This is a genomic window from Roseateles depolymerans (genome assembly GCF_003387155.1).
Classification (GTDB): Bacteria; Pseudomonadota; Gammaproteobacteria; order Burkholderiales; family Burkholderiaceae_C; genus Roseateles; species Roseateles depolymerans.
This window is the reverse complement of the sequence record NZ_QUMT01000006.1, coordinates 25,162-49,031: the sequence shown is the minus strand read 5'-3', so window position 1 is coordinate 49,031 and position 23,870 is coordinate 25,162. Positions and strand designations below refer to the sequence as shown.

The 23,870-nt window shown below is 67.1% G+C and carries 21 protein-coding genes; 11 read left to right on the top strand and 10 right to left on the bottom strand.

The genetic code is table 11. The annotated features are described in order from the left end of the window. Nucleotides 1-70: 70 nt before the first annotated feature. Entirely contained in the window at nucleotides 71-2,128 is a 2,058-nt protein-coding gene (ppk1, locus tag DES44_RS22180; protein WP_058934464.1) for a polyphosphate kinase 1, read from the top strand. Between the two features lie 81 nt (nucleotides 2,129-2,209). Here ppk1 and DES44_RS22175 read toward each other — a convergent pair whose 3' ends face one another. After that, a complete protein-coding gene (locus tag DES44_RS22175; RefSeq protein ID WP_232309965.1) occupies nucleotides 2,210-3,721 on the bottom strand; it encodes a Ppx/GppA phosphatase family protein in 1,512 nt (503 codons plus the stop codon). 161 nt (nucleotides 3,722-3,882) lie between these two features. On the opposite strand from DES44_RS22175, the gene DES44_RS22170 reads away from it, so the two are divergent. The 3 genes from DES44_RS22170 to DES44_RS22160 all read left to right on the top strand — a co-directional run bounded on the left by DES44_RS22170 (nucleotide 3,883) and on the right by DES44_RS22160 (nucleotide 6,207). Further along, nucleotides 3,883-4,752 (top strand): dienelactone hydrolase family protein, encoded by an 870-nt coding sequence (locus tag DES44_RS22170; RefSeq protein ID WP_058937292.1) that lies wholly within the window; start codon nucleotides 3,883-3,885, stop codon nucleotides 4,750-4,752. Between the two features lie 106 nt (nucleotides 4,753-4,858). Then, nucleotides 4,859-5,635, top strand: coding sequence for a ZIP family metal transporter (locus tag DES44_RS22165; protein WP_058934466.1), 777 nt, complete (start codon nucleotides 4,859-4,861; stop codon nucleotides 5,633-5,635). A 137-nt stretch (nucleotides 5,636-5,772) separates the two neighbouring features. Further along, nucleotides 5,773-6,207 carry a universal stress protein gene (locus DES44_RS22160; RefSeq protein ID WP_058934467.1) on the top strand — a complete coding sequence of 145 codons (435 nt, stop codon included), beginning with the start codon at nucleotides 5,773-5,775 and terminating at the stop codon, nucleotides 6,205-6,207. Between the two features lie 6 nt (nucleotides 6,208-6,213). Here the strand turns inward: DES44_RS22160 and DES44_RS22155 are convergent, their stop codons facing one another. The 3 genes from DES44_RS22155 to DES44_RS22145 all read right to left on the bottom strand — a co-directional run bounded on the left by DES44_RS22155 (nucleotide 6,214) and on the right by DES44_RS22145 (nucleotide 9,265). Beyond that, nucleotides 6,214-7,086 carry a sulfurtransferase gene (locus tag DES44_RS22155; protein ID WP_058934468.1) on the bottom strand — a complete coding sequence of 291 codons (873 nt, stop codon included), beginning with the start codon at nucleotides 7,084-7,086 and terminating at the stop codon, nucleotides 6,214-6,216. Between the two features lie 19 nt (nucleotides 7,087-7,105). Further along, entirely contained in the window at nucleotides 7,106-8,008 is a 903-nt protein-coding gene (locus tag DES44_RS22150; protein ID WP_058934469.1) for a DMT family transporter, read from the bottom strand. A gap of 129 nt (nucleotides 8,009-8,137) precedes the next feature. Next, a complete protein-coding gene (locus DES44_RS22145) occupies nucleotides 8,138-9,265 on the bottom strand; it encodes an aromatic ring-hydroxylating oxygenase subunit alpha (protein WP_058934470.1) in 1,128 nt (375 codons plus the stop codon). Nucleotides 9,266-9,782: 517 nt separating this feature from the next. On the opposite strand from DES44_RS22145, the gene xseB reads away from it, so the two are divergent. Genes xseB through dxs form a run of 3 tightly spaced genes read left to right on the top strand, consistent with a single transcriptional unit; the run spans nucleotide 9,783 to nucleotide 12,905 of the window. Then, the gene (xseB, locus tag DES44_RS22140; RefSeq protein WP_083525457.1) at nucleotides 9,783-10,067 is read left to right on the top strand and encodes an exodeoxyribonuclease VII small subunit; all 285 of its coding nucleotides are present in this window, start codon (nucleotides 9,783-9,785) and stop codon (nucleotides 10,065-10,067) included. A gap of 27 nt (nucleotides 10,068-10,094) precedes the next feature. Next, nucleotides 10,095-10,955, top strand: a complete 861-nt coding sequence (locus tag DES44_RS22135; protein WP_058937294.1) for a polyprenyl synthetase family protein — start codon at nucleotides 10,095-10,097, stop codon at nucleotides 10,953-10,955. Nucleotides 10,956-10,967: 12 nt separating this feature from the next. Beyond that, nucleotides 10,968-12,905, top strand: a complete 1,938-nt coding sequence (gene dxs / locus DES44_RS22130; RefSeq protein ID WP_058934471.1) for a 1-deoxy-D-xylulose-5-phosphate synthase — start codon at nucleotides 10,968-10,970, stop codon at nucleotides 12,903-12,905. Nucleotides 12,906-13,020: 115 nt separating this feature from the next. On the opposite strand, the gene DES44_RS22125 is transcribed toward dxs, so the two are convergent. Continuing rightward, nucleotides 13,021-14,091, bottom strand: a complete 1,071-nt coding sequence (locus DES44_RS22125) for a LysR family transcriptional regulator (RefSeq protein WP_058934472.1) — start codon at nucleotides 14,089-14,091, stop codon at nucleotides 13,021-13,023. Nucleotides 14,092-14,213: 122 nt separating this feature from the next. Here DES44_RS22125 and lysA point away from each other — a divergent pair, with 122 nt between their 5' ends. The 4 genes from lysA to DES44_RS22105 all read left to right on the top strand — a co-directional run bounded on the left by lysA (nucleotide 14,214) and on the right by DES44_RS22105 (nucleotide 19,538). Beyond that, nucleotides 14,214-15,476, top strand: coding sequence for a diaminopimelate decarboxylase (gene lysA / locus DES44_RS22120; protein ID WP_058934473.1), 1,263 nt, complete (start codon nucleotides 14,214-14,216; stop codon nucleotides 15,474-15,476). A gap of 248 nt (nucleotides 15,477-15,724) precedes the next feature. After that, nucleotides 15,725-16,288 (top strand): alkyl hydroperoxide reductase subunit C, encoded by a 564-nt coding sequence (gene ahpC / locus DES44_RS22115; RefSeq protein ID WP_058934474.1) that lies wholly within the window; start codon nucleotides 15,725-15,727, stop codon nucleotides 16,286-16,288. A gap of 194 nt (nucleotides 16,289-16,482) precedes the next feature. Beyond that, nucleotides 16,483-18,036, top strand: coding sequence for an alkyl hydroperoxide reductase subunit F (gene ahpF, locus DES44_RS22110; protein WP_058934475.1), 1,554 nt, complete (start codon nucleotides 16,483-16,485; stop codon nucleotides 18,034-18,036). 275 nt (nucleotides 18,037-18,311) lie between these two features. Continuing rightward, nucleotides 18,312-19,538 carry a TAXI family TRAP transporter solute-binding subunit gene (locus tag DES44_RS22105; protein WP_170156727.1) on the top strand — a complete coding sequence of 409 codons (1,227 nt, stop codon included), beginning with the start codon at nucleotides 18,312-18,314 and terminating at the stop codon, nucleotides 19,536-19,538. 39 nt (nucleotides 19,539-19,577) lie between these two features. On the opposite strand, the gene DES44_RS22100 is transcribed toward DES44_RS22105, so the two are convergent. From DES44_RS22100 to DES44_RS22080, 5 genes are all read right to left on the bottom strand, one after another. Further along, entirely contained in the window at nucleotides 19,578-20,381 is an 804-nt protein-coding gene (locus DES44_RS22100; RefSeq protein WP_058934477.1) for a hypothetical protein, read from the bottom strand. Nucleotides 20,382-20,489: 108 nt separating this feature from the next. Then, nucleotides 20,490-22,160, bottom strand: a complete 1,671-nt coding sequence (locus DES44_RS22095; protein WP_058934478.1) for a transporter substrate-binding domain-containing protein — start codon at nucleotides 22,158-22,160, stop codon at nucleotides 20,490-20,492. Nucleotides 22,161-22,164: 4 nt separating this feature from the next. Next, nucleotides 22,165-22,836: a HemK2/MTQ2 family protein methyltransferase gene (locus DES44_RS22090; protein ID WP_211326949.1), complete on the bottom strand. Its 672-nt coding sequence runs from the start codon at nucleotides 22,834-22,836 to the stop codon at nucleotides 22,165-22,167. A gap of 198 nt (nucleotides 22,837-23,034) precedes the next feature. Further along, nucleotides 23,035-23,397, bottom strand: a complete 363-nt coding sequence (locus tag DES44_RS22085) for a DUF805 domain-containing protein (RefSeq protein ID WP_058934480.1) — start codon at nucleotides 23,395-23,397, stop codon at nucleotides 23,035-23,037. A gap of 194 nt (nucleotides 23,398-23,591) precedes the next feature. Further along, entirely contained in the window at nucleotides 23,592-23,774 is a 183-nt protein-coding gene (locus DES44_RS22080; protein WP_058934481.1) for a CsbD family protein, read from the bottom strand. Nucleotides 23,775-23,870: the final 96 nt, after the last annotated feature.

Below are 23,870 nucleotides of genomic sequence, written 5' to 3'. Positions count from 1 at the left end.
CGCCGCGCGTCACAGACAGGGGGCTCTTTCAGGTCATGGGTCTGTCACGATAGCTTCATAGAATCACTTCATGACCTCGTCTGCCGTTTCCCTGCTCAATCGCGAACAAGCCATCCTCGAGTTCAATCGTCGCGTCCTGGCCCAGGCCCAGCGCAGCGACGTCCCGCTGCTGGAGCGGCTGCGCTACATCTGCATCGTGTCGTCCAACCTCGACGAGTTCTTCGAGGTTCGTTTTGCCGACATGCTGGACGCGCAGCGCGACGGCAGCGGCTTGGTCACCTCCCGGGATGTGGAGCGCGTGGCCCGCGCCGCCCATGAACTGATCGACCAGCAATACGGCATCTTCAACGACCAGGTCATGCCCGCCCTGCGCGAGCACCGCATCCAGATCCTCAACCACGCCGACCGCACGCCCGAGCAGCGCGCCTGGGTGGCCCGCTTCTTCGAGCGGGAAGTGCGGCCGCTGCTGGTGCCCGTGGGCCTGGACCCGGCGCATCCCTTTCCGCAGGTGGCCAACAAGTCGCTGCATTTCGTGGCCCGCCTGTCCGGCAAGGATGCCCTGGGCCGCGACACCCGCATCGCCATCGTCAAGGTGCCTCGGGTCCTGCCGCGGGTGATCAAGCTGCCCCCCGAGGTCAGCAGCGGGGGCCAGAGTTTCGTGCTGCTCACCAGCGTCATCCGGGCCCATCTGGAAGAGCTGTTCCCGGGCCGGCAGGTGGAGGCCTTCTCCCAGTTCCGCGTGACCCGCGACTCCGACCTGGAAGTGGACGAGGAAGAAATCGCCAACCTGCGCCATGCGCTGCGCTCGGGCCTGACCACGCGTCATTTCGGCAAGGCGGTGCGGCTGGAGGTGGTGAACACCTGTCCCGAAGAGCTGTCGCGTTTCCTGCTGGAGCAGTTTGCGCTTCCCGAAGCGGCCCTGTACCGGGTGAACGGCCCGGTGAACCTGGTGCGGCTCAACGAGCTGATCGACCAGACCGACGCCGACGACCTGCGCTTTCAGCCCTATGAGCCGAGCTGGCCCACCCGCCGCCTGCCTCGCGGCAAGTCCATCCTGGACAAGCTGCGCAGCAAGGGGGACATCCTGCTGCACCATCCCTTCGAGAGCTTCGACCCGGTGGTGCAGTTGCTGCGCGAGGCGGTGGAAGACCCCGATGTGCTGGCCATCAAGCAGACCATCTACCGCACCGGCAGCCAGTCGGTGCTGGCCGACCTGCTGATCGAGGCGGCGCGGCGTGGCAAGGAAGTGCTGGCGGTGGTGGAGCTCAAGGCCCGCTTCGATGAAGAGGCCAACATCAATTGGGCGGAGCGGCTGGAAGCGGTTGGCGCGCAGGTGGTGTACGGCATCGTGGGCCTCAAGACCCATGCGAAGCTGATGCTGATCACCCGGCGCGAGGGCAGCCGGCTGCGGCGGTATGGCCACCTGTCCACCGGCAACTACAACCCCAAGACGGCCCGTTTCTACACCGACCTTGGCTACCTCACCGCGGACGCCGACCTGACCTCCGACATGGACCTGGTCTTCCGTCAGCTGGCGTCACTGTCCAAGTTCAAGGCGCCGCGCAAGCTGCTGCTGGCTCCGTTCAACCTGCATCGCACCATGTGCGAGACGCTGGCCCTGGTGGAGGCCGCCGCGCGGCGCGGCGAGCCGGCGCGGGTGGTGCTCAAGATCAATGCGCTGACCGATGCGGAGCTGATCCAGTCGCTGATCAGCGCTGGACAAGCGGGCGCGCGCATCGACCTGATCGTGCGTGGCGCCTGCATGCTGCCTCCCGGACTGCCCGGCATCACCGACAACATCCTGGTGCGGTCGGTCGTGGGCCGCTTCCTGGAGCATTCCCGGATCTTTTATTTCCGCTGGGGCAAGACCGAGGCGGAAGAATCGCTCTACCTGTCCAGCGCCGACTGGATGAGCCGCAACATGCTGCGTCGCATCGAGGTGGCCTGGCCGGTGACCGATCCCAAACTCCGCCAGCGGGTGATCGACGAGGGCCTGGTGCCCTACCTGCACGACACGCGCGACGCGTGGCAGCTGCGCTCCGACGGCACGTCGCAGCGTGTCAATGGCGTGGATGGCATCAGCGCCCAGCAGGCCCTGATGCGGCTGTTCCACGCGGAAGAGGAATAAGCGGAAACAGCGAAAAAAGCGGGCTGAGCGGTCCGATCGGCGGACCAGCCTGTGGGCCGTGGAGGCACAGCCCGTCTCGGATCAACCGATCAGTTCCAGCTGCACCCGGCCCAGCTTGGCCCACGCTTCCTGCTCCTCTCGAAGCAGGTAATGCGCCCGCGGATGCGCATCCGACCAGCCCTTGGCCATGCGGATGGTCACCTGCAGACCCTGTCGGCTCAGGTGCATGGCGGACGCGTCCACCTGCCCGCGCGCGTGGCACTTGATCGCCGCCAGCCGCAGCGCCAGCAACTGCCACGTCAGGCTCTCGTCCCGCAACTGGTCGTCCAGCTTGCGCAGGCCGCCGCGCTGGCCCAGGGCCAGGTCGCCCAGGCGCCGCAACTGGCTCTGCGAGAACCCCGGCGCATCCACATGCGACAGCAGATAGGCGCTGTGCCGGTGGAAGTCGTGGTGCGACACCATCATGCCGATTTCATGCAGCGCCGCGGCCCAGCCCAGCTCGCGACGCTGTTCTTCATCCGCCTTGGGCAGCAACTGCTGGTGCAGCTTCAGGGCGACGCTCTGCACTCGCTGCGCCTGGGCACGGTCCACCGCAAAACGGCGCTGCAGCTCAGCCACCGACTGCTCGCGCATGTCGCGCCCGGTGCCCAGCAGGGCCGGGTCCAGCCGGGCCGCCAGATCGAAGATCACGCCCTGGCGCAGCGCGCCCTTGGCGGGCACCAGGCGGTCAATGTCGAAGTGGGTCAGCAGGGTGTAGAGGATGCAAAGCCCCCCGGCCACCACCGCGCGGCGGTCTTCCTTCAGGCCGGCGAGCTTGAGCTGGTCCACATGGCCGGCTTCCAGGCACTGCTGGATGCACCAGCGCAGGCCGTCCAGCGTGATGGAGCCGTCCGACAGTTGATTGGCGGCCAGGATCTGCGCCACCGCCCCCACCGTGCCGGAAGAGCCCAGCGCCGCGCGCCAGCGGGGCTGGGCGGTGTGGCGGGCGAATTCGGTGAGGGCTTCTTCCAGCTCGGCGCCGGCTGCCACCTGGGCGGCGCGGAAGGCTTCGGCGGTGAAGCGTCCTTCCGGGAAAAAACGCATCGACAGGCTGACGCTGCCGACCTGGAACGACTCCGCCTTGAGCGGCTGCGTGCCCCGGCCCAGGATCATTTCCGTGGAGCGCCCGCCGATGTCGATCACCAGACGCGGATCTTCCGACGCCTGCAGCCGGCACACCCCCGCGTAGATCAGGCGCGCCTCTTCACGGCCGGAGATGACTTCGATGGGATAGCCCAGTACGTCCTGGGCACGCTCCAGGAAGGCATTGCGGTTGCGAGCCTCCCGCAGGGTCTGCGTGGCCACCGCCCGCACCTGGCGCGTCGGCACGCCTTCCAGCCGCGCCGCAAACCGGCGCAGGCAGGCCAATCCGCGTTCGCTGGCTTCGTCGGTGAGCATGCTCTGCGCATCCAGACCCGCGCCCAGGCGCACGGTTTCCTTCAGATAGTCCTGTCGCCGGTACTGGCCATGTTGCAGGTGGGCGATCTCCAGCCGGAAGCTGTTGGATCCCATGTCGATGGCGGCCAGGATGGGGGGGACTTGCGCTTGATTCATGCGGCGCATTGTCGCGGGGAAACTGGGTGTTTTCGTGTCGAGCGCGTTCAGACGCGTCCCCCTAGAATCGCCCGGCCTCTTGTCTTCCATGCTCAACAATGGGCCAGCGACGCCCTGCGCGTGTCGACCTGGCCCTCCACTGGTTCTTGAAGGAGACCTGCATGACGACCGAAGATTTCGACAGCCTGGTGCCCCAACGCTCGTTCAGCCGTCGCGACTTTGTCGGGACCGCGGTGGGCAGCGGCTTTGCCGCCGCCGTCTTGCCGGTGAGCGCCCAGACCATCACCACCGACACTCAGGGCCTGGACGCCGGCCCGGTGACCGTGCCGGTGGGCGACTTCAAGATGCCGGCCTATGCCGCGCGGCCCGCCGGCAAGAAGAATGCGCCGGTGGTGCTGGTCATCAGCGAGATCTTCGGTGTGCATGAGCACATTGCGGATGTCGCACGGCGCTTTGCCAAGCAGGGCTATCTGGCGGTGGCGCCCGACCTCTTCGTGCGCCAGGGGGATGCCAAGTCGGTCTCCGACATTGCCCGCCTGATGTCCGAGATCATCAGCAAGGTGCCCGATGAGCAGGTGCTGCGCGACCTGGACGCCACCGTCGCCTGGGCCAAGGCGCAAGGTGGCAACACCGGGCACCTGGGCATCACCGGCTTTTGCTGGGGCGGCCGCATCACCTGGCTGTACGCCGCCCACAACCCCTCGGTGAAGGCCGGTGTGGCCTGGTACGGGCGACTGCAAGGCAGCTCCACCCCGCTGACGCCCAAGCACCCCATCGACCTGGTGGGCCAGCTCAAGGCGCCGGTGCTGGGCCTGTATGGCGGGCAGGATGGCGGCATTCCCGTCTCCAGCGTGGCGGCCATGCAGGAAGCCCTGCAGCAGGGCAGCGCAGCGGCCAAGGCCAGCGAGTTCGTGGTCTACAAGGACGCCGGCCACGCCTTCCATGCCGACTACCGTCCCAGCTACCGCGCCGAGGCCGCCAAGGACGGCTGGGCCCGGTGCCTGGCCTGGTTCAAGCAGCACGGCGTTTGAGCATGGGCGATGCTCGCCCCTCCGCCACCGGGGAGGGGCTTGACGAGTCTGAGACAATTTTGAGATCCCATACCGGCGCACCCTCCGTGGTGCGCCTTTTTTGTCCATGACCCTGTTCTATATCCTGCTGGTCACGCTGGCCGGCGGCCTGGCGTCCGTCTCGATCGCAGCGATGCTGACGGTCGGGCTGCTGAGCCGCATCGTCAAGCATCTGGTGAGCCTGTCGACCGGGGTGCTGCTGTCCACCGCCCTGCTGCATGTGCTGCCGGAAGCGTTCGAGAGCGGCGCGGACCCCCACACCCTGTTCCTGGTGCTGCTGGGCGGCCTGATGTTCTTCTTCCTGCTGGAGAAGGCCGAGCTCTACCGCCATACCCACCACCATGAGGGGGACGGGCATCACCACCATCATCACTTCGACCGGGAACAGGCCGGGCGGGGCGGGCTGTCGGTGCTGGTGGGCGACAGCATCCACAACTTCTGCGACGGCATCATCATCGCCGCGGCCTTCCTGGCGGACCATCATCTCGGGTGGGTCACCGCCATGGCCATCGTGGCGCATGAAATTCCGCAGGAGGTGGGCGACTACATCGTGCTGCTCAATGCCGGTTTCTCGCGCCGCAAGGCCCTGCTGTTCAATGCGGTGTCCGGGCTGGCGGCCGTGGCGGGCGGGCTGCTGGGGTACTTCGTCGTTGGCCCCTGGCAGTCGATGTTTCCTTACCTGCTGGTGGCGGCGTCCAGCAGCTTCGTTTATGTGTCGGTAGCCGACCTGATTCCGCAGTTGCAGCGACGCCTGCCGGCCAAGGACACCGCCTTGCAACTGCTGTGGCTGGGCGTTGGCATCGTGTTTGTGATCATCGTGGTCGGGGGCAAGCACAGCCACTGAGGTGGCGGGGGAGGGCTGCCAGGGCCAGCCAGGGTGTGCCAGGGTCTGCGCGGTTGACATTCGTCAGCACGGGGGCACCATGACGGCGCCAGACTCCGGCTCGTGTCCACGACCTTTCCTGATCCAGGAGGCCCGCCATGTTCCAACGCATCCTCGTCCCGACCGATGGTTCCGACATCACCGCCAAGGCTGTCGAAACCGCTGTGAAACTGGCCCAGGTGCATGGGGCTCAGTTGTTTGCGGTCAGCGTGAAGGAGCCGTTTCCCTACAGCGCGGTGTCCGAAATGCAGCCCACGCCGCCGCAGGAGTTCTTCGACGCCCAGGAGCGCATCGCGCAGGAGCGGCTGAGCCATGTCGCGGAAGCGGCGAAGGCGGCGGGGCTGGCGGTGCAGACGCAGAGCATGGAGGCGCTGCACGCCTGGGAAGCCATCATCGAATACGCCGGCCAGGTCCAGGCGGACCTGCTGGTGATGGGCTCGCACGGGCGCAAAGGCTTCACCGCGCTGCTGCTGGGCAGTGAAACCCAGAAGGTGCTGAGCCACTGCCAGTTTCCGGTGCTGGTGGTGCGTTAAACGCGTTCACCCACGCGCAAGGGGCATGCGCGGGTCGGCGCTCCATTCGCTCCAGGAGCCGGGATACAAGCGGCTGCCCGGCAGCCCCGCATGGTGCATCGCCAGCAGGTTGTGGCAGGCGGTGACCCCGGACCCGCACTGATGCACCGTGTCGCTGGCGGAGAACTCGCCCAGCAACTGCTCGAATTCCGCTTTCAGCTCGGCGGCGGGACGGAAGCGCCCGTCGGCGCCCAGATTGGTCTTGAAGAAGCGGTGGCTCGCGCCAGGAATGTGGCCCGCCTGGCGGTCCAGCGGTTCCACCTCCCCACGGAAACGCTCGCCCGCACGGGCATCCACCAGCCGCACCCGGCCCAGCTGCGCGAGCAGGTCCTGCTTGGACCAAGGCTGCTCCAGGGCTGAGCCGGCTTCGAAGGTCCCTGGCTGGGGGATCGTCGGGGCCTGCGTGCTGATGGCCCCGCCCGCCGCCTGCCAGGCTGCGAAGCCGCCGTCCAGCACCGCGACCGCGTCATGACCCAGCCAGCGCAGCATCCACCAGAGCCGGGCCGCGTACATGCCGTCCGCAGCGTCGTAGGCCACGACCTGTTGGCCCGGCTGCAGGCCCAGGCGCCGCATCAGCGCGGCAAAGCGGTCCCGGTCCGGCAGCGGATGGCGACCGAAGAATTGATCGCCCTGCTGCCGCGGGCCGCTCAGGTCCCGATCCAGATGAAGGTAGTGCGCCCCGGGAATGTGACCCGCCGCATGCTGGGATTCCCCCAGGTCCGTGTTGGACAGGTCGAACCGGACGTCGATCACCAGCGGTGCCGGCTGAGCCGCCAACAGGGTCCGCAGGGTGGGGGCATCGATCAGGCTGGTCTGGCGGGGGGAAGCGGCGTCGGTCATGGTCGGGACAGTTCAGGCTTCAGGATTCACTCACCGAGTGTTGCTCATCCTGCGGCGTATTGCGAGCCCGCAGCAGGGTTGCCCCCAGGCCGGCCACCACGATCAGGCCGATGCCGACCCAGGCGGTCCAGGGCAGCAGGTCCTGGAAGATCAGCACGCTGTAGAGCGCGGAGAACACGATCCCCAGGTATTGCAGCGATGCATTCACCAGCGGTTTGCCGATGCTGTAGGCGCGGGTCATGAGCAACTGGGCGCCGGTGGCCAGCACCCCGACGGCCAGCAGCAGTGCTGCACCGGTCCAGGTATGGCCATGCCAGCCGCCGGCGGTGGCCAGGCTGACCAGCGCCCCTGCGACCGCACCGCCCATCGAGAAATAGAACACCACCCGGTATTCCGGCTCCCCGACCCGGCCCAGCGCGGTGACCTGCAGGTAGGCCATGGCGGACAACATCCCGGAGGCCAGGCCCGCCAGGCCGTGCCAGAACTGGTCTTCACTCATGCTGGGTCGCAGCACCAGGGCCACACCGACGAAGCCGATCAGCACCGTGGTGATCAGCCGCGGGTCCACCCGCGCCCCGCCCATCATCACCGCCCCGCCAATCAGGAACAGGGCCATCCAGATGGAGGACATGTAGTTGAGCGTCATGGCGGTGGCCAGCGGCAGCTTGCTGATGGCGTAGAACCACAGCGACAGGGCGATCACCCCCGAGAGACTGCGCCAGAAGTGCATGGCCGGCACCTTGGTCTTCAGACTCAGGCCCTGGGACCGGGCCAGGGTGAACAGCGCCAGCGTGCCAACGAGGCCGCGATACATCACGATCTCGCCAGCGGTGTAGCCGAAATGGAGCGAGGCCACTTTGACGCACAGGCCCATGGTGGCGAACAGCAGTGTCGCCAGCACCATCAGAAGAGGAGCAGACATGCCGCTGATTCTCTGCCCAAAAACAAACGCCCCGCGAGGGCGGGGCGTGGTGCGTCTGCCGAAGCGGGGCAGGGCGGGGCGGTCTGCGGATCAGGCGGGTGGGGGCAAGCGCCGGACCGCGGAGCGGGTTCAGCGCTTCATCAAGCCCCGGTACCACTCATGGAAGTGCTTCATGCCGTCTTCCATGGGCGACTGGTAGGGGCCGACCTCGTTGTCCCCACGCTCCATCAGGGCCTTGCGGCCGGCGTCCATGCGCAGCGCGATCTCGTCGTCTTCCACGCAGGTCTCCATGTAGGCCGCCTGCTGGGCGTCGACGAACTCGCGCTCGAACGCGACGATTTCCTCGGGGTAGTAGAACTCGACGATGTTGGTCGTCTTCTGCGGACCGCGCGGGAACAGCGTGGAGATCACCAGCACGTTCGGGTACCACTCCACCATGATGTTGGGGTAGTAGGTCAGCCAGATCGCGCCTTGCGCAGGGGCCTGGCCCTGGTTGAAGCCCAGCACCTGCTGATGCCACTTCTCGTACACGGCGGACCCGGGCTTGGTCAGCGCCTTGTTCACGCCGACCGTCTGGACGGAGTAGTCACGCGCAAATTCCCAGGCCAGGTCTTCACAGGTCACGAAATGCCCGAGGCCCGGGTGGAACGGACCGACGTGATAGTCCTCCAGATAGACCTCGATGAAGGTCTTCCAGTTGTAGTCGCACTCATGCACATGGATGCGGTCCAGCTGGTAGCCGGTGAAGTCCAGGGCGCCCCGCGGGCCCAGGTGGGCAAGGTCCGCGGCAATGTCGCGGCCGTTGTCCTCGAACAGGAGGCCGTTCCATTCCCGCACGCCGTAGCGGTTCAGGTGCAGACAGGGGTCCTGCTTGAAGTGGGGCGCGCCCACCAGCTCGCCCTTGAGGTCGTAGGTCCAGCGGTGCAGCGGGCAGACGATGTTGCTGCGGGTATTGCCGCGGCCTCGCAACATCACCGCCTGACGGTGGCGGCAGATGTTGGAGATGAGCTCCACCCCCTGCGGGCCGTCGGCGCGGCGCACCAGCGCGCGGCCTTCGCCTTCCTGGGGCAGGGCGTAGTAGTCGCCGACCTCGGGCACGGCAAGCGCGTGCCCCAGGTAGCGGGGACCATGCTGGAAGATCAGTTCCTGTTCCCGGCGGAACAGGTCCTCGTCGAAGTAGGAAGTGACTGGCAGCTGGGTGACAGAGGGGGCCGTGCTGCGTTCAAGGGCGCTGAGAGGGATGCTCAGGTCGGACATGATCCAAGAGGGTCTCCAAGAAACCAATGTCAACCGTGACCGGCCACCCCCCAGGATCGGGTAAGCCGGAATGTTGGACGTGAAGGACAAAATGCAGCGTGCCACCCGCCATCCCAAACGACTTGTGGTTCAACGAAAAGTCAAACCAGGGCCAGCCGCGGACCCGCAGGACCGTGGGCGACAAGGGGTGGGCGACAAAGGGGCGATGCGCCGCAAAGGGGAACCGGGAATTGTACCCGCGCCGGCTCGGCCCGTCCCGCGCAGGCGGTACCTGCGATGCGGCCACGCTGCGGGCGCGCTTCTTGCCCCCTTCGCGCCCACCTCGCCCCCACCTTGCCTGCGCCACAATGGGGCGATCCCGGCACGATCCGGGGCGCGGTTCAGGGGCGATGGGCGCCCTTGTCACCACCCCGCCACCGGTCGAAATATCGGCTGTGGTGTCCATGCATATCCCCCAGAGGTCTGACCTGAGACCCCGTGGGTGGGATGCTTACAATCAGTTTTTTCGCGTTTTGAAATGAGCAAGCCTTCCGCAAGCGACCAGACCCGTGCCAGTTCGGCATCGCAGCCTGACGACGGCCTTCCGGTCGGGCCGGAGCCTGCCAGTTATGAACTGGCCGTGGAGGAGCTCGAGCGGCTGATCCAGTCCATGGAGGCCGGCCAACTGCCCCTGGATCAACTGCTGGCCAGTTACCAGCGGGGGGCGGAATTGCTGAAGTTCTGCCGGGCGCGTCTGCAAGTCGTTGAACAACAAGTACAAGCGCTGGACGGTGGCGAAATGCGGCCTTGGGGAGAAGCATAAGTGGATGCAGGTGTGTTCGATCATTGGATGAAGCGAGCGTTGCTCGACGTTGAGACCGCGCTGGAGACCTGGGTGCCCGAGAGCGCCCCGGCGGGGCTCGGTGAGGCCATGCGTTATGCGGTGCTGGGCGCAGGCAAGCGTCTGCGCCCGCTGCTGGTGCTGGCCGCCGCCGAGGCGGTGGGCGGCGAACGCGAGGCCGCCATGCGCGCCGCCTGCGCGGTGGAGCTGATCCATGCCTACTCGCTGGCCCATGACGACATGCCGTGCATGGACAACGACGTGCTGCGCCGGGGCAAGCCCACGCTGCATGTGAAATTCGGCGAGGCGCAGGCCATGCTGGCCGGCGACGCCATGCAGGCGCTGGCCTTCGACGTGCTGACGCCCGACACTGGCGTGGCCCCGGCCCTGCAGGCGCGCCTGTGCCGCCTGCTCGCCCGCGCGAGCGGCTACGACGGCATGGCCGGCGGCCAGGCCATCGACCTGGCCAGTGTTGGCAAGCCGTTGGATGAGGCGCAACTGCGCGACATGCACCGCCGCAAGACCGGCGTGCTGCTGCAGGCCAGCGTGCTGATGGGCGCCGCCTGTGGCGACATCAGCGAGCAGGCCTGGTCCTCCCTCAGCGCTTACGGCGCCGCCATCGGCCTGGCTTTCCAGGTGGTGGACGACATCCTTGACGTCACCCAGGACTCGGAAGTGCTGGGCAAGACCGCCGGCAAGGATCAGGATTGCAACAAACCCACCTATGTGAGTGTGCTCGGCCTGGAGGCCGCCCGCGCTTACGCGCTCCAGCTGCGCGACCAGGCCCACAAGGCCCTGGCCGCAAGCGGACTGGCCGACACCGCCTGGCTCAGCCTGCTGGCTGACAAGGTCGTTGAACGAGACAACTGAAAAGGTCCGGTCATGAGTGACACCCCTGTGAACCCGCTGCCGCTGCTCAGCACGATCGACAGCCCGGCCGACGTGCGCCGTCTCTCCCGCAGCCAGCTGCCGCAACTGGCCGACGAAGTGCGCAGCCATGTGCTGGACAGCGTGTCCAAGACGGGCGGCCATCTGTCGTCGAATCTGGGCACGGTCGAGCTGACGATTGCCCTGCACTACGTCTACGACACCCCGCGAGACCGCCTGGTGTGGGACGTGGGTCACCAGACCTATCCGCACAAGATCCTGACCGGCCGGCGCGACGCGATGTCCACGCTGCGCCAGCAGGGCGGCATCTCGGGCTTCCCGCGTCGCGACGAGAGCGAATACGACACCTTCGGCACTGCCCACTCCAGCACCTCCATCTCCGCCGCCCATGGCATGGCGATGGCGGCCCGGATCAAGGGCGAGAGCCGCCGTGCCGTGGCCATCATCGGCGACGGTGCCATGACCGCCGGCATGGCCTTCGAGGCGCTGAACAACGCCGGTGTGGCCCATGGCGGGCTGCTGGGCGATGTGCTGGTGATCCTGAACGACAACGACATGTCGATCAGCCCGCCCGTGGGCGCGCTGAACAAGTATTTCACCCGCTTGATGAGCGGCAAGTTCTACGCGGCGGCCCGCGAAGGCGCCAAGTCGGTCCTCAAGCACACGCCGCTGTATGAATTCGCGCGGCGCTTCGAGGAGCACACCAAGGGCATGTTCGTGCCCGGCACGATCTTCGAAGAGTTCGGCTTCAACTATGTCGGCCCGATCGACGGGCATGACCTGGACTCGCTGATTCCCACGCTGGAGAACCTGCGTGACAAGAAGGGGCCGCAGTTCCTGCACGTGGTCACCCGCAAGGGCCAGGGCTACAAGCTGGCGGAAGCGGACCCGGTGAAGTATCACGGGCCGACCCCCTTCAACCCGGCCGAGGGCATCAAGCCGGCGACCACCCCGCCCAAAAAGACCTTCACCCAGGTCTTTGGCGACTGGTTGTGCGATATGGCCGAGGCCGATCCGAAGCTGGTGGGCATCACGCCGGCCATGCGGGAAGGCTCGGGCATGGTGGAGTTCCACAAGCGCTTCCCGACCCGCTATTACGATGTGGGCATTGCCGAGCAGCATGCGGTGACCTTCGCCGCCGGCCTGGCCTGCGAGGGGCTCAAGCCTGTGGTGGCGATTTATTCGACCTTCCTGCAGCGCGGCTACGACCAGCTGATCCATGACGTGGCCCTGCAGAACCTGCCGGTGCTGTTCGCCCTGGACCGTGCCGGCCTGGTGGGCGCGGACGGCGCCACCCATGCCGGCAACTACGACATCGCCTTCACCCGCTGCATTCCCAACATGAGCGTGCTGACGCCGTCGGACGAGAATGAATGCCGCCGTGCGCTCTACACCGGGCACCTGCACAACGGACCGGTGACGGTGCGTTATCCGCGTGGAGCCGGGGTGGGCGAGCCGATCGCCAAGGAAATGGTGGCGCTGCCGTGGGGCAAGGGCGAAATGCGCCGCCACTCGGCGCAGCCGCAGACCCATGGCGATGGGGCTCCGCGCATTGCCATCCTGGCCTTTGGCACGCTGCTGTATCCGGCGCTGAAGGCAGCGGAAGCGCTGGACGCCAGCGTGGCCAACATGCGTTTTGCCAAGCCGCTGGACACGGAGCTGGTGGCCGAGCTGGCCCGCACCCACGACGCACTGGTGACGATCGAGGACGGCTGCATCATGGGGGGCGCTGGCAGCGCCGTCATGGAAAGCCTGCAGGCGCAGGGCTTCAGCCTGCCGGTGTTGCAGCTGGGCTTGCCGGACCTTTACGTCGAGCACGGGGAACCCGGCAAGCTGATGTCGCAGATCGGTCTGGATGCTGCGGGCATCGAGCGCTCGGTGCGTCAGCGCTTCCTGAATGTGGCGGAAGTGCGGGCAGTCGCGAACAAGTAAGGGCCTGGTAGTCAAGACTTGGCCGGGCGGTGCTGCTCGGTGCTGCCGGTGGTCCGGGACGGCCGCCGGCTTGCGGCCCTCACGGGTTCCCACGATCAGAACGCTTTCGCGAGGGTCAGGGAGCGGGTGCAGGAGGCTGCGCCACTTCGATGAGCACCTCCCTGACGGCTGCGATGAAGTCCTCCGCCAGCGCCTGCGTCGGGCGGTGCAGCGGACGCAGCACCTGGATGCGAAAGGGCACCGAGACGGAAAACCGCCGCACCACCAGGCCCGCTCCCCCGGTAAGGGCGGCTGCCGGTGTCATGACGGCAGGTGATGCGGAGGCTGCGCCCTTGCCTGGGTCGATCTGCCGCCGCGGCGGTCGCTGCGCAGCCGCGCCCGGCACCTGGGTAGCGCAGGCCCAGGCCGTCAACGGATTGACCAGCGCAATGCCCAGCCCTTGCTGGACCAGCGCGCACACCGCCATGGCACTGTGGGTCTCGATCTGCATGCGCCGCTGCACCTGGGCCGCCTGGAAGATGGCATCGAACTGACGGCGGTAGGGATCGTCAGCGGACAGGCTCACGAAGGGCTGGCCCTCGAAGTCACGAGGCTCCAGCACCGCTTTGGAGGCGAGGGGATGATCCACCGGCAGTACGCACACTTCGTCCAGTTCCGCAAGCGTCTCCACCTGGGTTCCCGGCACGCCGACACCCGCATCGCGTGGGGACCGGACGCCCGCCTGACCGTGCCCTGATCCTTCCCCCAGTCCCAAATCAAACCGCTGCGCACTCATCCATTCTTCCAGCAGCGGGGAGTCCTGCGGCGTCAGCGACAGCGAGGCATGGGGATGCCGCGCCAGCCAGCGGGCACTCGCCGCCGGCAGCAGCGCCTGGGCCAGTGCAGGCAAGGTCAGCACTTCCAGCCGCTCCGTCTCCGCTCGCCCAAGCGCCTGAGCGCGAGCGACCACCTGGTCCAGCCCCTGATAGACCCGCTGCACTTCCTCAAACAGCGCCAGCGCGCGAGCCGTGGGCCGCACGCGCCCGGGACCCCGCTCGAACAGCGGGTAACCCAGCAGGCTTTCCATGCGGGCCAGCTCCCGGCTGATGGTGGGCTGGGAGGTGAACAACAAGGACGCGGCCCCGGTGACGCTGCCTGCGGTCATGACGGCGCGGAAGATTTCGATGTGGCGGTGGGACAGCGGCATCCCGTCAGCATATCAAGCATGAATGATGCGGTGAAGATAAAGCATTTGAATGAATGCCGGCGTTGCGCCATGCTTTGCCAATCGTCCCCCTCTCCATCCCCCGCCTCTCAGCCTCATCGACCATGCCGCAAGCCCTCACTCCCGACCGCGCCCGTTTCCTCCAGGCGCTGACCCAGCGCTTCGGCACCCCGCTGTGGGTCTATGACGCCGAAGTCATCCGCGACCGGGCAGCCGCCCTCCAGCCATTCGACGTGGTGCGCTTCGCCCAGAAAGCCTGCTCCAACACCCACGTGCTGCGCCTGATGCGCAGCCTGGGCGTGAAGGTAGACGCCGTTTCGCGCGGCGAAGTCCTGCGGGCCCTGACGGCGGGCTACACCGTGGGCACGGGCGCGGACGCGGTCCACTCGGACATCGTCTTCACCGCCGACCTGCTGGACCGCGACACCCTGCGCCTGGTGGCCGAGCACCAGGTGCCGGTCAATGCGGGCTCCATCGACATGCTGGGCCAACTGGGCGCGGTCTCCCCCGGTCATCCCGTCTGGCTGCGGCTGAACCCCGGCTTCGGCCACGGCCACAGCAACAAGACCAACACCGGCGGCGAGCACAGCAAGCACGGCATCTGGCACGAGCAGTTGCCGCAGGCGCTGGCGGCCATCCGCACCCATGGGCTGCGCCTCATCGGCCTGCACATGCACATTGGCTCGGGCGTGGACTACGGGCATCTGGCGCAGGTCTGCGGCGCGATGGTGTCGCTGGTCGGGCAGGTGCGGGACGCCGGCATGGACCTCAGCGCCATTTCGGCGGGCGGCGGCCTGTCGATTCCCTACAAGGCGGGCGAGGACCGGATCGACCCGGCCCACTATTTCAGCCTCTGGGACACCGCCCGGCAGCAAGCGCAGGCGGTGATCGGCCACGCGCTGTCGCTGGAAATCGAGCCGGGCCGGTACCTGGTGGCGGAATCCGGCATGCTGCTGGCGGAGGTCCGTGCCGTCAAGCAGCAGGGGACGCAGCATTTCCTGCTGGTGGATGCCGGCTTCAACGAACTGATGCGGCCCGCCATGTATGGCAGCTTCCATGCGATGGACCTGATTCCCGCCGACGGCGCCACTCGCCCGACGCAGCCGACGGTCGTCGCCGGCCCGCTGTGCGAAAGCGGCGACGTGTTCACCCAGGGCGACGGCGGCGTGGTGCTCACGCGCGAACTGCCGCAGGCGCAGGTGGGCGACCTGCTGGTGATCCATGACACGGGCGCCTATGGCGCGTCCATGTCCAGCAACTACAACAGCCGCCCGCTGATCGCCGAGGTGATGGTGGAGGGCGGCGAGGCCCGCCTGATCCGCCGGCGCCAAACGGTGGAGGAGTTGCTGGCGCTGGAAGAGATCTGAGGCTGAGGGGGCGGGCGAGGCTCAGCGGATCAGTAGCGCTGCGCGCCCGCGCGGCGCACGGTACTCGGTGCGCGAACGGCTTGAACTTCCGCCGCTCCTGGCCTATCAATGATGACTATGAGATGACGCAAATCAATGGTCTTCGTCAATAGCCTGGGACAATAGGCCTCATTGGGGAATTCAACTCCGCCAATAGGGATGCGCCCCTATGATCTCTCCATCCCATCAACCCAACAGCGAGACGAGAGATGTCCCTGATCAATACCCAAGTGCAACCCTTCAAGGCACAAGCCTTCCACAACGGCAAGTTCATTGAAGTGACGGAAGAGTCGCTCAAGGGCAAGTGGTCTGTGCTGATCTTCATGCCGGCCGCCTTCACCTTCAACTGCCCGACCGAAGTCGAAGACGCCGCTGACAACTACGCCGAGTTCCAGAAGCTGGGCGCCGAGGTCTACATCGTCACCACCGACACCCACTTCTCGCACAAGGTGTGGCACGAAACCTCGCCGGCCGTCGGCAAGGCCAAGTTCCCCCTGATCGGTGACCCGACCCACGCCCTGACCAACGCCTTCGGCGTGCACATCCCGGAAGAAGGCCTGGCCCTGCGCGGCACGTTCGTGATCAACCCGGAAGGCGTGATCAAGACCGCTGAAGTGCACGACAACGCCATCGCCCGTGACGTCAAGGAAACCCTGCGCAAGGTCAAGGCTGCCAAGTACGTGGCCGAGCACCCGGGCCAGGTCTGCCCCGCCAAGTGGAACGACGGCGAGAAGACCCTGACCCCGTCGCTGGATCTGGTCGGCAAGATCTAACGCCTGCCCCCGCCGGATTCGGTTGAGGATGCTCCTCACCCAATCTTTGCCAATGCAACACTCGCGGGCCCTCGGGGCTTGCGGGTGGGATGCTGGCCGCCCCGTGATCATTCAAAAGGATCGGAATGATCCGGGGAGGCCGGTTCTCAAAGTCGCTTAGCGCTTGAACAAGACAAGCAAGAAAGGAAGTAACGATGTTGGACGACAACCTGAAGGCGCAGCTCAAGGCCTACCTGGAGCGGGTGACGCTTCCGTTCGAGATCGAGGCCTCGCTGAACGACTCTGAGAGCTCGGCGCAGCTCAAGCAGCTGCTGCAGGACATCGACGCGATGTCCGACAAGATCACCCTGAAGCTGGACGGCAACGATGCCCGCCGCCCGTCGTTCAGCCTCAAGCGCACCGGCACCGAGCAAAGCCTGCGCTTTGCCGGCATCCCGCTGGGCCACGAGTTCACCTCCCTGGTGCTGGCCCTGCTGTGGACCGGCGGCCATCCGCCCAAGGTGGAGCAGTCCACCATCGACCAGGTCAAGGGCCTGGACGGCGACTACGCCTTCGAGGTGTACATGTCCCTGTCCTGCCACAACTGCCCGGACGTGGTGCAGGCCCTGTCGCTCATGGCGGTGCTGAACCCCCGCGTCAAGACCGTGATCATCGACGGCGGCCTGTTCCAGGACGAGGTCAATGCCCGCGAAATCATGGCGGTGCCGGCGGTCTACCTGAACGGCTCGCACTTCGGCTCGGGCCGCATGACGGTGGAAGAGATCGTCGCCAAGCTGGACACCAACGCCGGTGCCAAGGACGCAGCCAAGCTGTCGTCCAAGGAAGCCTTTGACGTGCTGGTGGTGGGTGGTGGCCCGGCCGGTGCTGCGGCCGCGGTGTATGCCGCTCGCAAGGGCATCCGCACCGGTGTGGCGGCCGAGCGCTTCGGCGGTCAGGTCAACGACACGCTGGCCATCGAGAACTACATCTCGGTGCTGTCCACCGACGGTCCCAAGTTCGCCATGGCGCTGGAGTCCCATGTGAAGGACTACGGCGTGGACGTGATGAACCTGCAGCGCGCCGACAAGCTGATCCCGTCGGCGACGCCGGGCGGCCTGATCGAGGTGCAACTGGCCAACGGGGCCTCGCTCAAGAGCAAGACCGTGATCCTGTCGACCGGCGCCCGCTGGCGCAATGTGAATGTGCCGGGCGAAGAGGAATACAAGAACAAGGGTGTGGCCTACTGCCCGCACTGCGACGGCCCGCTGTTCAAGGGCAAGCGCGTGGCGGTGATCGGCGGCGGCAACTCCGGCGTGGAAGCCGCCATCGACCTGGCCGGTCTGGTGGCCCATGTGACGCTGCTGGAGTTCGGTGACCAGTTGCGTGCCGATGCGGTGCTGGTGAAGAAGCTGGAGAGCCTGTCCAACGTCACCATCATCAAGCAGGCGCAGACCACCGAGTTCACCGGCGCAGGCGGCAAGCTCAACGGCCTGAACTACACCGACCGCGCGACCGGCGAAGCCCGCCGCATTGAACTGGAAGGCGTGTTTGTGCAGATCGGCCTGGTGCCCAACACCGAGTGGCTGCGCGGTGTGGTGGAACTGTCCAAGCACGGCGAGATCATCGTGGATGCCAAGGGCCAGACTTCGGTGCCCGGTGTGTTCGCCGCCGGGGATGCGACCACCGTGCCCTACAAGCAGATCATCATCGCGGCCGGTGATGGTGCGAAGGCGGCCCTGTCGGCCTTTGATCACCTCATCCGAAACTGATCCGCCACTGATCTGCAACGGATCCGCTGTTGTCCTTTGGGATGACCTTGGCGCCGCCGCCTTCGGGCCGCGGCGCTTTTTTACGTCTGCAGCGAGCCGCCCGGCAGGACGTCGGTCGCGCGCAACGCTGACGCTGGGACATCCCGCGCTGCGCTCAGCATGCTGCGGATATTGCGCTTCCAAAACGCCGCGATCGTGCCCCCAGGCCTTTCCAACGCCCACCCACTCGCCATGATCGAGCCACGCCGATGGTGGCGCAGTGGCGGGAGTCGGGAATGTCGCGCATGAGTGTGGGCGTGCTGCTGGTGCTGGCCGCCGTGTGGTGGCTGTGGGAGGGACGGCTGGAGCAGGTGATGCCGCCGGCCCAGGTGGTGATCCAGGCAGGACCGGTGGGCGGCTCCTTCGACACGCATGCGCGGGCCTACGCCGGCATGATGCAGGCCCGCGGTTTTCGGGTGGAGGTGCGCAACCAGGAGGACAGCCTGCACATCATCGACCGGCTGGAAGCGCCGGACGCGCAGGTGCAGATCGGCTTCACCGCGCAGCGGCTCAGGGCGGCGGATCATCCCGAGGTGTTTTCGGTCGGTGCGGTCGAGATGCAGCCGCTGTTTCTCTTCATGCGGCGCAGCCTGCCGCCGCCGACCTCGCTGGCGCAGCTCGCGGGCCTTCGCCTGGTGCTGCCCCAGCGCAGCAGCGCCACTGCGCAGGCGACGGCCGATGTGCTGCAGCGTTATGGCGTCACACCGGACAACACCAGCTTCACCCACAGCTCGCTGAGGCAGGCCGCCGAGGCCTTGCTCATGGGGCAATACGACGCTGGTTTCTTTATGGTGGCGCCCAACAACCCGCTGGTGGCGCGGCTGGCGGCGCATCCGGACCTGCGCATGGTGAGCTTTGCTGATCACCTGAGCATTGCCCGCAACCTGGACTACCTGAAACCGGCGACCCTGATCCGTGGGGCCCTGGACCTGCGTGCGCCGGTGCCGCCCTCGGATGTGGCGCTGGTGGCCGCCACCGTGAACGTGGTGGTGCGCAAGGACATCCATCCGGCGGTGCTCTATGCCCTGCTGCAGGCCATGGAGGAGATCCACAAGGGCCAGACGCTGGTGTCCGATGCGGGGGACTTTCCGCGACGCAGCGGGACCGACCTGCCGGTGCACACGCTCGCGGTGGAGTGGAGCAAGAGCGGCACGCCCTGGCTCTACGCCCATCTGCCCGCCACGCTGGCCGGCATCGTCGATGCCTATTGGGCGCCGGCGCTGTTCGTGCTGGCCTCCGTCTCGGCGGTCGGCACGCTGCAGTCACTGACCGGCTTCATCGACGGACTGGTGATGGGCCTGGCGCTGCACTGGCTGGGCTGGCTGGAGCTGGGCGTGGCGCGCGGACGCAAGCCCGGCTGGCTGGGGCGGCATCTGTTCCGTCTGGTGGAGTCGGTGTTCAACCGCAAGGGGCGAGACCAGATTGCCCGGGACCGATTGGAGCATCTGAGGCCGCATATGTAGCCTGCACAGGGCAGTGGGGCTTGAGAAGTGCCGCGAGACTCAGGGTCGCGGGCGAGGCGCACGCGCCGGGATCCAGCGGCGCAGCGCGGCCATGCCGGCCTGGACCGCCTGTCGCAGTGCGATGAACACCAGCACCACGCAGGCCATCAGGCCCAGCCGGTCGGCGGTGGTGGGCAACTGCTCGAGCGCACGGAGCGTGACGGCGGTGGCTTCCACCACCCCCACGGCAGCGCCGAAGCCGCTGGACAGCACCATCACGAAGAAACAGCGCACGAGCCCGGTGAGAAAGAGCTGCGCCCCGGCGGTGCCGCCGATGCGCCAGTCCTGGACGGCCGGCTGCAGGGTGTCGGCCACATAAGCGGCCGCATAAAACGCCAGGGCCAGCGCAACGGCCGCCTCGGGACCGATGCCCCATTGGGGCGGCATGGCGTGCAGCAGCACGTACATCACAACAAACGCGGGGGCGGCGCGCAGCAGCGCGGTCAAGACGCGGGCCAAGCCCGCGCCGACCCGCAGCAGCGATGCCGCTACTGCTCCACGCGCCTCATGCGCCTCATGTGTTTCATGCGCCCCATGCGCCGCTTTTGCCCGATGCGCGCCATGCGCCACGCGTGCCACGTGCCCGCCCTGCGCCTGCGCCGTCCCTGCCTTGCTCGCTCCACCCGTCCGTTCATCCAGAGTCGTGCTCATGGATGTTTGCATCGGCAACTGGGCCACGCCCAGGGCCACACCAACGGGGAACCCCACGCTCATCGCATGCGCCGCGACCGTCAGGTTGACCCCCAGAGCCTGCAGGAAGTGGGGGGCGAAGTCCGGCAGGAACCGGATCAGCGTCATCGACATGTCTTCCTCCTTGAATCACTTCAGGCCTGTCTTGGCGTCGTTGCAGGCGCGTGAGCGGGTTGCATCCCTGCCGCGGTCCAGCCACCGTCTGGACACAGCCCCGCACGGTCACGCCACCGGTTGCAAACGCGCCTGCAGCCGGTTGAGCAGCATCACCACCAGCGACACCAGTGCCATGTAGAACACCAGCAGCAGTCCAAACGTGGTGGTCGATTCGGCGGAGAAGGACGCAATGTCCGTCTGCGCCGCCAGCAGTTCCGGCACGCCGATCAGCGACGCCACCGGGCTGCCCCGCGTGGCATTCGCCGCGAAGGACGCCAACTGCGCCCGCGCCTGCAAAGCCGCCGCCATCAGGCCGCTGGGCCGGCCGCTCTCGCGCAGGTCGCGCCGGGCTTCGGCCACCGCTTGTCCGGCATTGCTGCCATTGAACAGGCCCAGCACCACGACGGCGACTGCCCAGGCCTTCATCGGCGTGACCATGCCCAGGCTGCTCAGCAGCATGCCGGCGGCGGACATGAACAGCACCATGGGCGTGGACTGCATCACCAGCAGCGCGCAGGACAGCGGCCATCGCAGCACGGCCCTCCGCGCCGACAGCCCCGCTCCGAAGCCCATGGCGATCAACACCGTTGCCAAAACCGCCCCTGCCACCAGTGCCAGCGAATAGCCGACGCCGTCCAGGAACAGCTGCAGGGCGATCTGGGTCTTGAGCATGGCCAGGGTGACCTCCACGTCCAGATGCGTCTGCAGCCAGCGCTCCACGGCCTGGGCCGCGCCAGCGATGCGTGTCGGGGCCAGCCGGTTGTCCCGCGGTGGATCCAGGCAGGCGGCGACATCCGGCGCCGAGGCCGCGCTGCAAGGCGGCGCCGACCATCGCACCTGCTGCGCTGCCAGCCAGGGCGTCACCACGCCATACGTCCGGGCGAGTCGCATCAGCGTGCCGTCCCGATGCAGCCAGCGTAGCTCAGTGGCCAGCCACCGCGCCAGCGTGTCGCTGCGCCGGTTCACCACAATGCCCCAGGGCAGTGGCGCGAATGAAAGCTTGACCTCGTGGCCGGGCGGCAGCACCGGCAGCAGCAGGCTGTCGTCATGCGCTGCCAGCGGGCAGGTGCCATTGCGGATCTTCTCCACCAGGCGCCCCGCGCTGCCGAACAGCATCAGGCGTGCGCCGTGGACCGCCAGTTCCGCATTCGTCGAATTGCCGATGGTCACGCACACGGTGCGGCCGGCCAGGGCATCGAGGCTGCGCAGCGCATGCAGGTCGGACTGCCTGGGGCCCACCACCACGGTGGAGGATTCGTAGTAATGCGGGCGTACAAACAGGGCCTGCTCGTCCCGCTGCAGCGTGTGGCCGGTGGTGGCGATCAGCGCGTCCACACGGTCCTCGCCAAGCACCACCATGCGGTCTGCGGCGCTGACCTCCACGAAGCGGACGTCCACGCCCATGCGCTCTGCCAGCAGCCGGGCCAGCGCGGGTTCGAAGCCCTGTGGCCCGTCAGGCGTGGAGCGGCCGAACGGGGGATAGTCCGACCGCACACCAATGCGGATTTCCTTTCGGCAGCGGATGCGATCGAGGATGTCGAGGTCAGGATCGCAGGGATCGCCGGGGTCCTGGACGCGCACGCCCGCCAGCGGGGCGGTTCGGTCGAGGGCGGCTGCGCTCCAGGCCGGGCAGGGCAGCAGGGCCAGCGTGGCCATCAGCAGCGAGGCCACCAGCAGGCCAGCGCGGCGCGACCCGCCGTTCCTTCGGGGCCGCAGCGGGTGCGCACCTTGGGCCATCGGATCACCCGGCCGCTGCGTGGCGGATCTCCAGCACATCGAAATCCGAGAAGAGATAGGGTCCGAGCCTTCGCAGCCCGCGGCCTTCGTGATGATCCGCCCATCCCGGCGGCAGCACCTCGAGTTTGCAGGGCGGCATCAGCACCGTCACGGTCTGGCAGACCTGGGCCTGGAGTCCGCAGCGGTCCAGATGGACGCGCGTGCGGTCCGCATCGAGAAAGCTGCTGTGGGTGATCAGGGCACGTCCCTCGCGCGTGAGCCGCAGCGGAAGTCCTTCCAGGAAACGGTCCAGCACGCGGCGTCCCTGCGGGCCGCCATCGCTCCAGCTGCGCAGCCGCGGCGACGGCGGCGCGTCACCCTGCACCGGCAGCTGAGGGGGATTGAAGACGATCAGGTCAAACGGCTGCGTGCCGACCGGATCCCACAGATCGCCTTGCAGTACCGAGGCCGACGAGAGGCCCAGCGACTGCAGCAGTTCGCGTGTGCGCTGCACCGCGTCGTTTTCGATGTCCACGCCCACCACCTCGCGAGCGCCCGCCTGCGCCAGCGCAGTGAGCACCACGCCACTGCCGGTGCCCAGCTCCAGCACGCGGCCGGTGCAGGGCGGTCGTGTCCACAACTGCCGCAGCAATGCGGCGGTGTACTCCGAGGGGCGGAAATGGTCGTCGTGGCACATGGATGGCAGCTCCGGCATGGGCTGCCATGCTGGCGCCCATCGGGTGGGTCAGCCATCGGCAATTCGCTGAGAATGCGAGTCGCAGCGCCTGACTTGATGCATCAGGCTCCGTCGCGAAGCATCGGTATGCCGGTATGCCGGTATGCCGGTATGCCGGTGTGCCTGTCTGCCGGCCAGGCGTGCACCGGCGTCTGCCCGTCAGGGCATGTGGGGCAGCACGCTGAGGTAGTCCACGGCACGCGTCGGCTGGAAGCGGGCCGACGCCATGGAACTGCCGCGCAGGCCGCATTCCACCAGCAGGATCAGCAGGCCTAGTCCGGGAACCAGGGCGACCAGCAGCCACCACGCCGAATGACCGCGGTCATGCAGGCGCCGGCCCCAACTGGAGACGAGCAGCACCAGGGCCACGAGCAGGGCGGGCCATGCCATCACCGTCTTGAGCCCCGTCATCACGATCCACGCGACGAAGGGGATGAGCACGCACTGGCGCGCCCAGAAGCCGGCACGCGTCAGGGTGCCGGTGGTCTTGATTTCACTGCACGCCGCATCGATCAGGCGCATGTCACTTCCTCCCGGCGCGCATCATGCCTGAAGGAGGGGGTGGTGCCCGGATGCCCCCAGTGGCGCATTGCAACCAGCTGTTGGCATCGTGGGCCCGATGACACAGAGGGGCGATCAAAGAAAAAGCGCGGCCAGGCCGCGCTTGTCCTTGTTCAAGGGCTCAGGGAGAGAAAGCCGCTCCCCGGCTCAAGCGCTCAGCGCTTGTTGGCGTCCTTGACCACTTCCTTGGCGTCGCCGAAGGACTTTTGCACCTTGCCTTCAGCCTGCTTGGCCAGGCCCTTGGCTTGCTGCTCTTCGCTACCGATGACTTCACCGGTCTTCTGTTGCACCTTGCCGGCGGCGTCCTTCACAGCGCCCTTCACTTGGTCCTTGTTCATGGCTTGACTCCTTAGGTTGGTTGCTAGCCCGCTGCTCTGGCCGATGTGGCTGGATTTGCGGGAGACAGAGTCATGGTAGGCAGGGGCGGGCGTGCG

Excerpts from the sequence above, each read along its gene's own strand:
- DES44_RS22175 (WP_232309965.1), bottom strand. The coding sequence starts at position 3,721 with ATGAATCAAGCGCAAGTCCCCCCCATCCTGGCCGCCATCGACATGGGA.
- DES44_RS22170 (WP_058937292.1), top strand. The coding sequence starts at position 3,883 with ATGACGACCGAAGATTTCGACAGCCTGGTGCCCCAACGCTCGTTCAGC.
- ahpC (WP_058934474.1), top strand. The coding sequence starts at position 15,725 with ATGTCCCTGATCAATACCCAAGTGCAACCCTTCAAGGCACAAGCCTTC.
- DES44_RS22150 (WP_058934469.1), bottom strand. The coding sequence starts at position 8,008 with ATGTCTGCTCCTCTTCTGATGGTGCTGGCGACACTGCTGTTCGCCACC.
- DES44_RS22095 (WP_058934478.1), bottom strand. The coding sequence starts at position 22,160 with ATGGCCCAAGGTGCGCACCCGCTGCGGCCCCGAAGGAACGGCGGGTCG.
- ahpF (WP_058934475.1), top strand. The coding sequence starts at position 16,483 with ATGTTGGACGACAACCTGAAGGCGCAGCTCAAGGCCTACCTGGAGCGG.
- DES44_RS22165 (WP_058934466.1), top strand. The coding sequence starts at position 4,859 with ATGACCCTGTTCTATATCCTGCTGGTCACGCTGGCCGGCGGCCTGGCG.
- DES44_RS22105 (WP_170156727.1), top strand. The coding sequence starts at position 18,312 with ATGTCGCGCATGAGTGTGGGCGTGCTGCTGGTGCTGGCCGCCGTGTGG.
- DES44_RS22125 (WP_058934472.1), bottom strand. The coding sequence starts at position 14,091 with ATGCCGCTGTCCCACCGCCACATCGAAATCTTCCGCGCCGTCATGACC.
- DES44_RS22090 (WP_211326949.1), bottom strand. The coding sequence starts at position 22,836 with ATGTGCCACGACGACCATTTCCGCCCCTCGGAGTACACCGCCGCATTG.
- DES44_RS22080 (WP_058934481.1), bottom strand. The coding sequence starts at position 23,774 with ATGAACAAGGACCAAGTGAAGGGCGCTGTGAAGGACGCCGCCGGCAAG.
- DES44_RS22160 (WP_058934467.1), top strand. The coding sequence starts at position 5,773 with ATGTTCCAACGCATCCTCGTCCCGACCGATGGTTCCGACATCACCGCC.
- xseB (WP_083525457.1), top strand. The coding sequence starts at position 9,783 with ATGAGCAAGCCTTCCGCAAGCGACCAGACCCGTGCCAGTTCGGCATCG.
- DES44_RS22100 (WP_058934477.1), bottom strand. The coding sequence starts at position 20,381 with ATGTCGATGACGCTGATCCGGTTCCTGCCGGACTTCGCCCCCCACTTC.
- DES44_RS22135 (WP_058937294.1), top strand. The coding sequence starts at position 10,095 with ATGAAGCGAGCGTTGCTCGACGTTGAGACCGCGCTGGAGACCTGGGTG.
- ppk1 (WP_058934464.1), top strand. The coding sequence starts at position 71 with ATGACCTCGTCTGCCGTTTCCCTGCTCAATCGCGAACAAGCCATCCTC.
- dxs (WP_058934471.1), top strand. The coding sequence starts at position 10,968 with ATGAGTGACACCCCTGTGAACCCGCTGCCGCTGCTCAGCACGATCGAC.
- DES44_RS22155 (WP_058934468.1), bottom strand. The coding sequence starts at position 7,086 with ATGACCGACGCCGCTTCCCCCCGCCAGACCAGCCTGATCGATGCCCCC.
- DES44_RS22085 (WP_058934480.1), bottom strand. The coding sequence starts at position 23,397 with ATGCGCCTGATCGATGCGGCGTGCAGTGAAATCAAGACCACCGGCACC.
- DES44_RS22145 (WP_058934470.1), bottom strand. The coding sequence starts at position 9,265 with ATGTCCGACCTGAGCATCCCTCTCAGCGCCCTTGAACGCAGCACGGCC.
- lysA (WP_058934473.1), top strand. The coding sequence starts at position 14,214 with ATGCCGCAAGCCCTCACTCCCGACCGCGCCCGTTTCCTCCAGGCGCTG.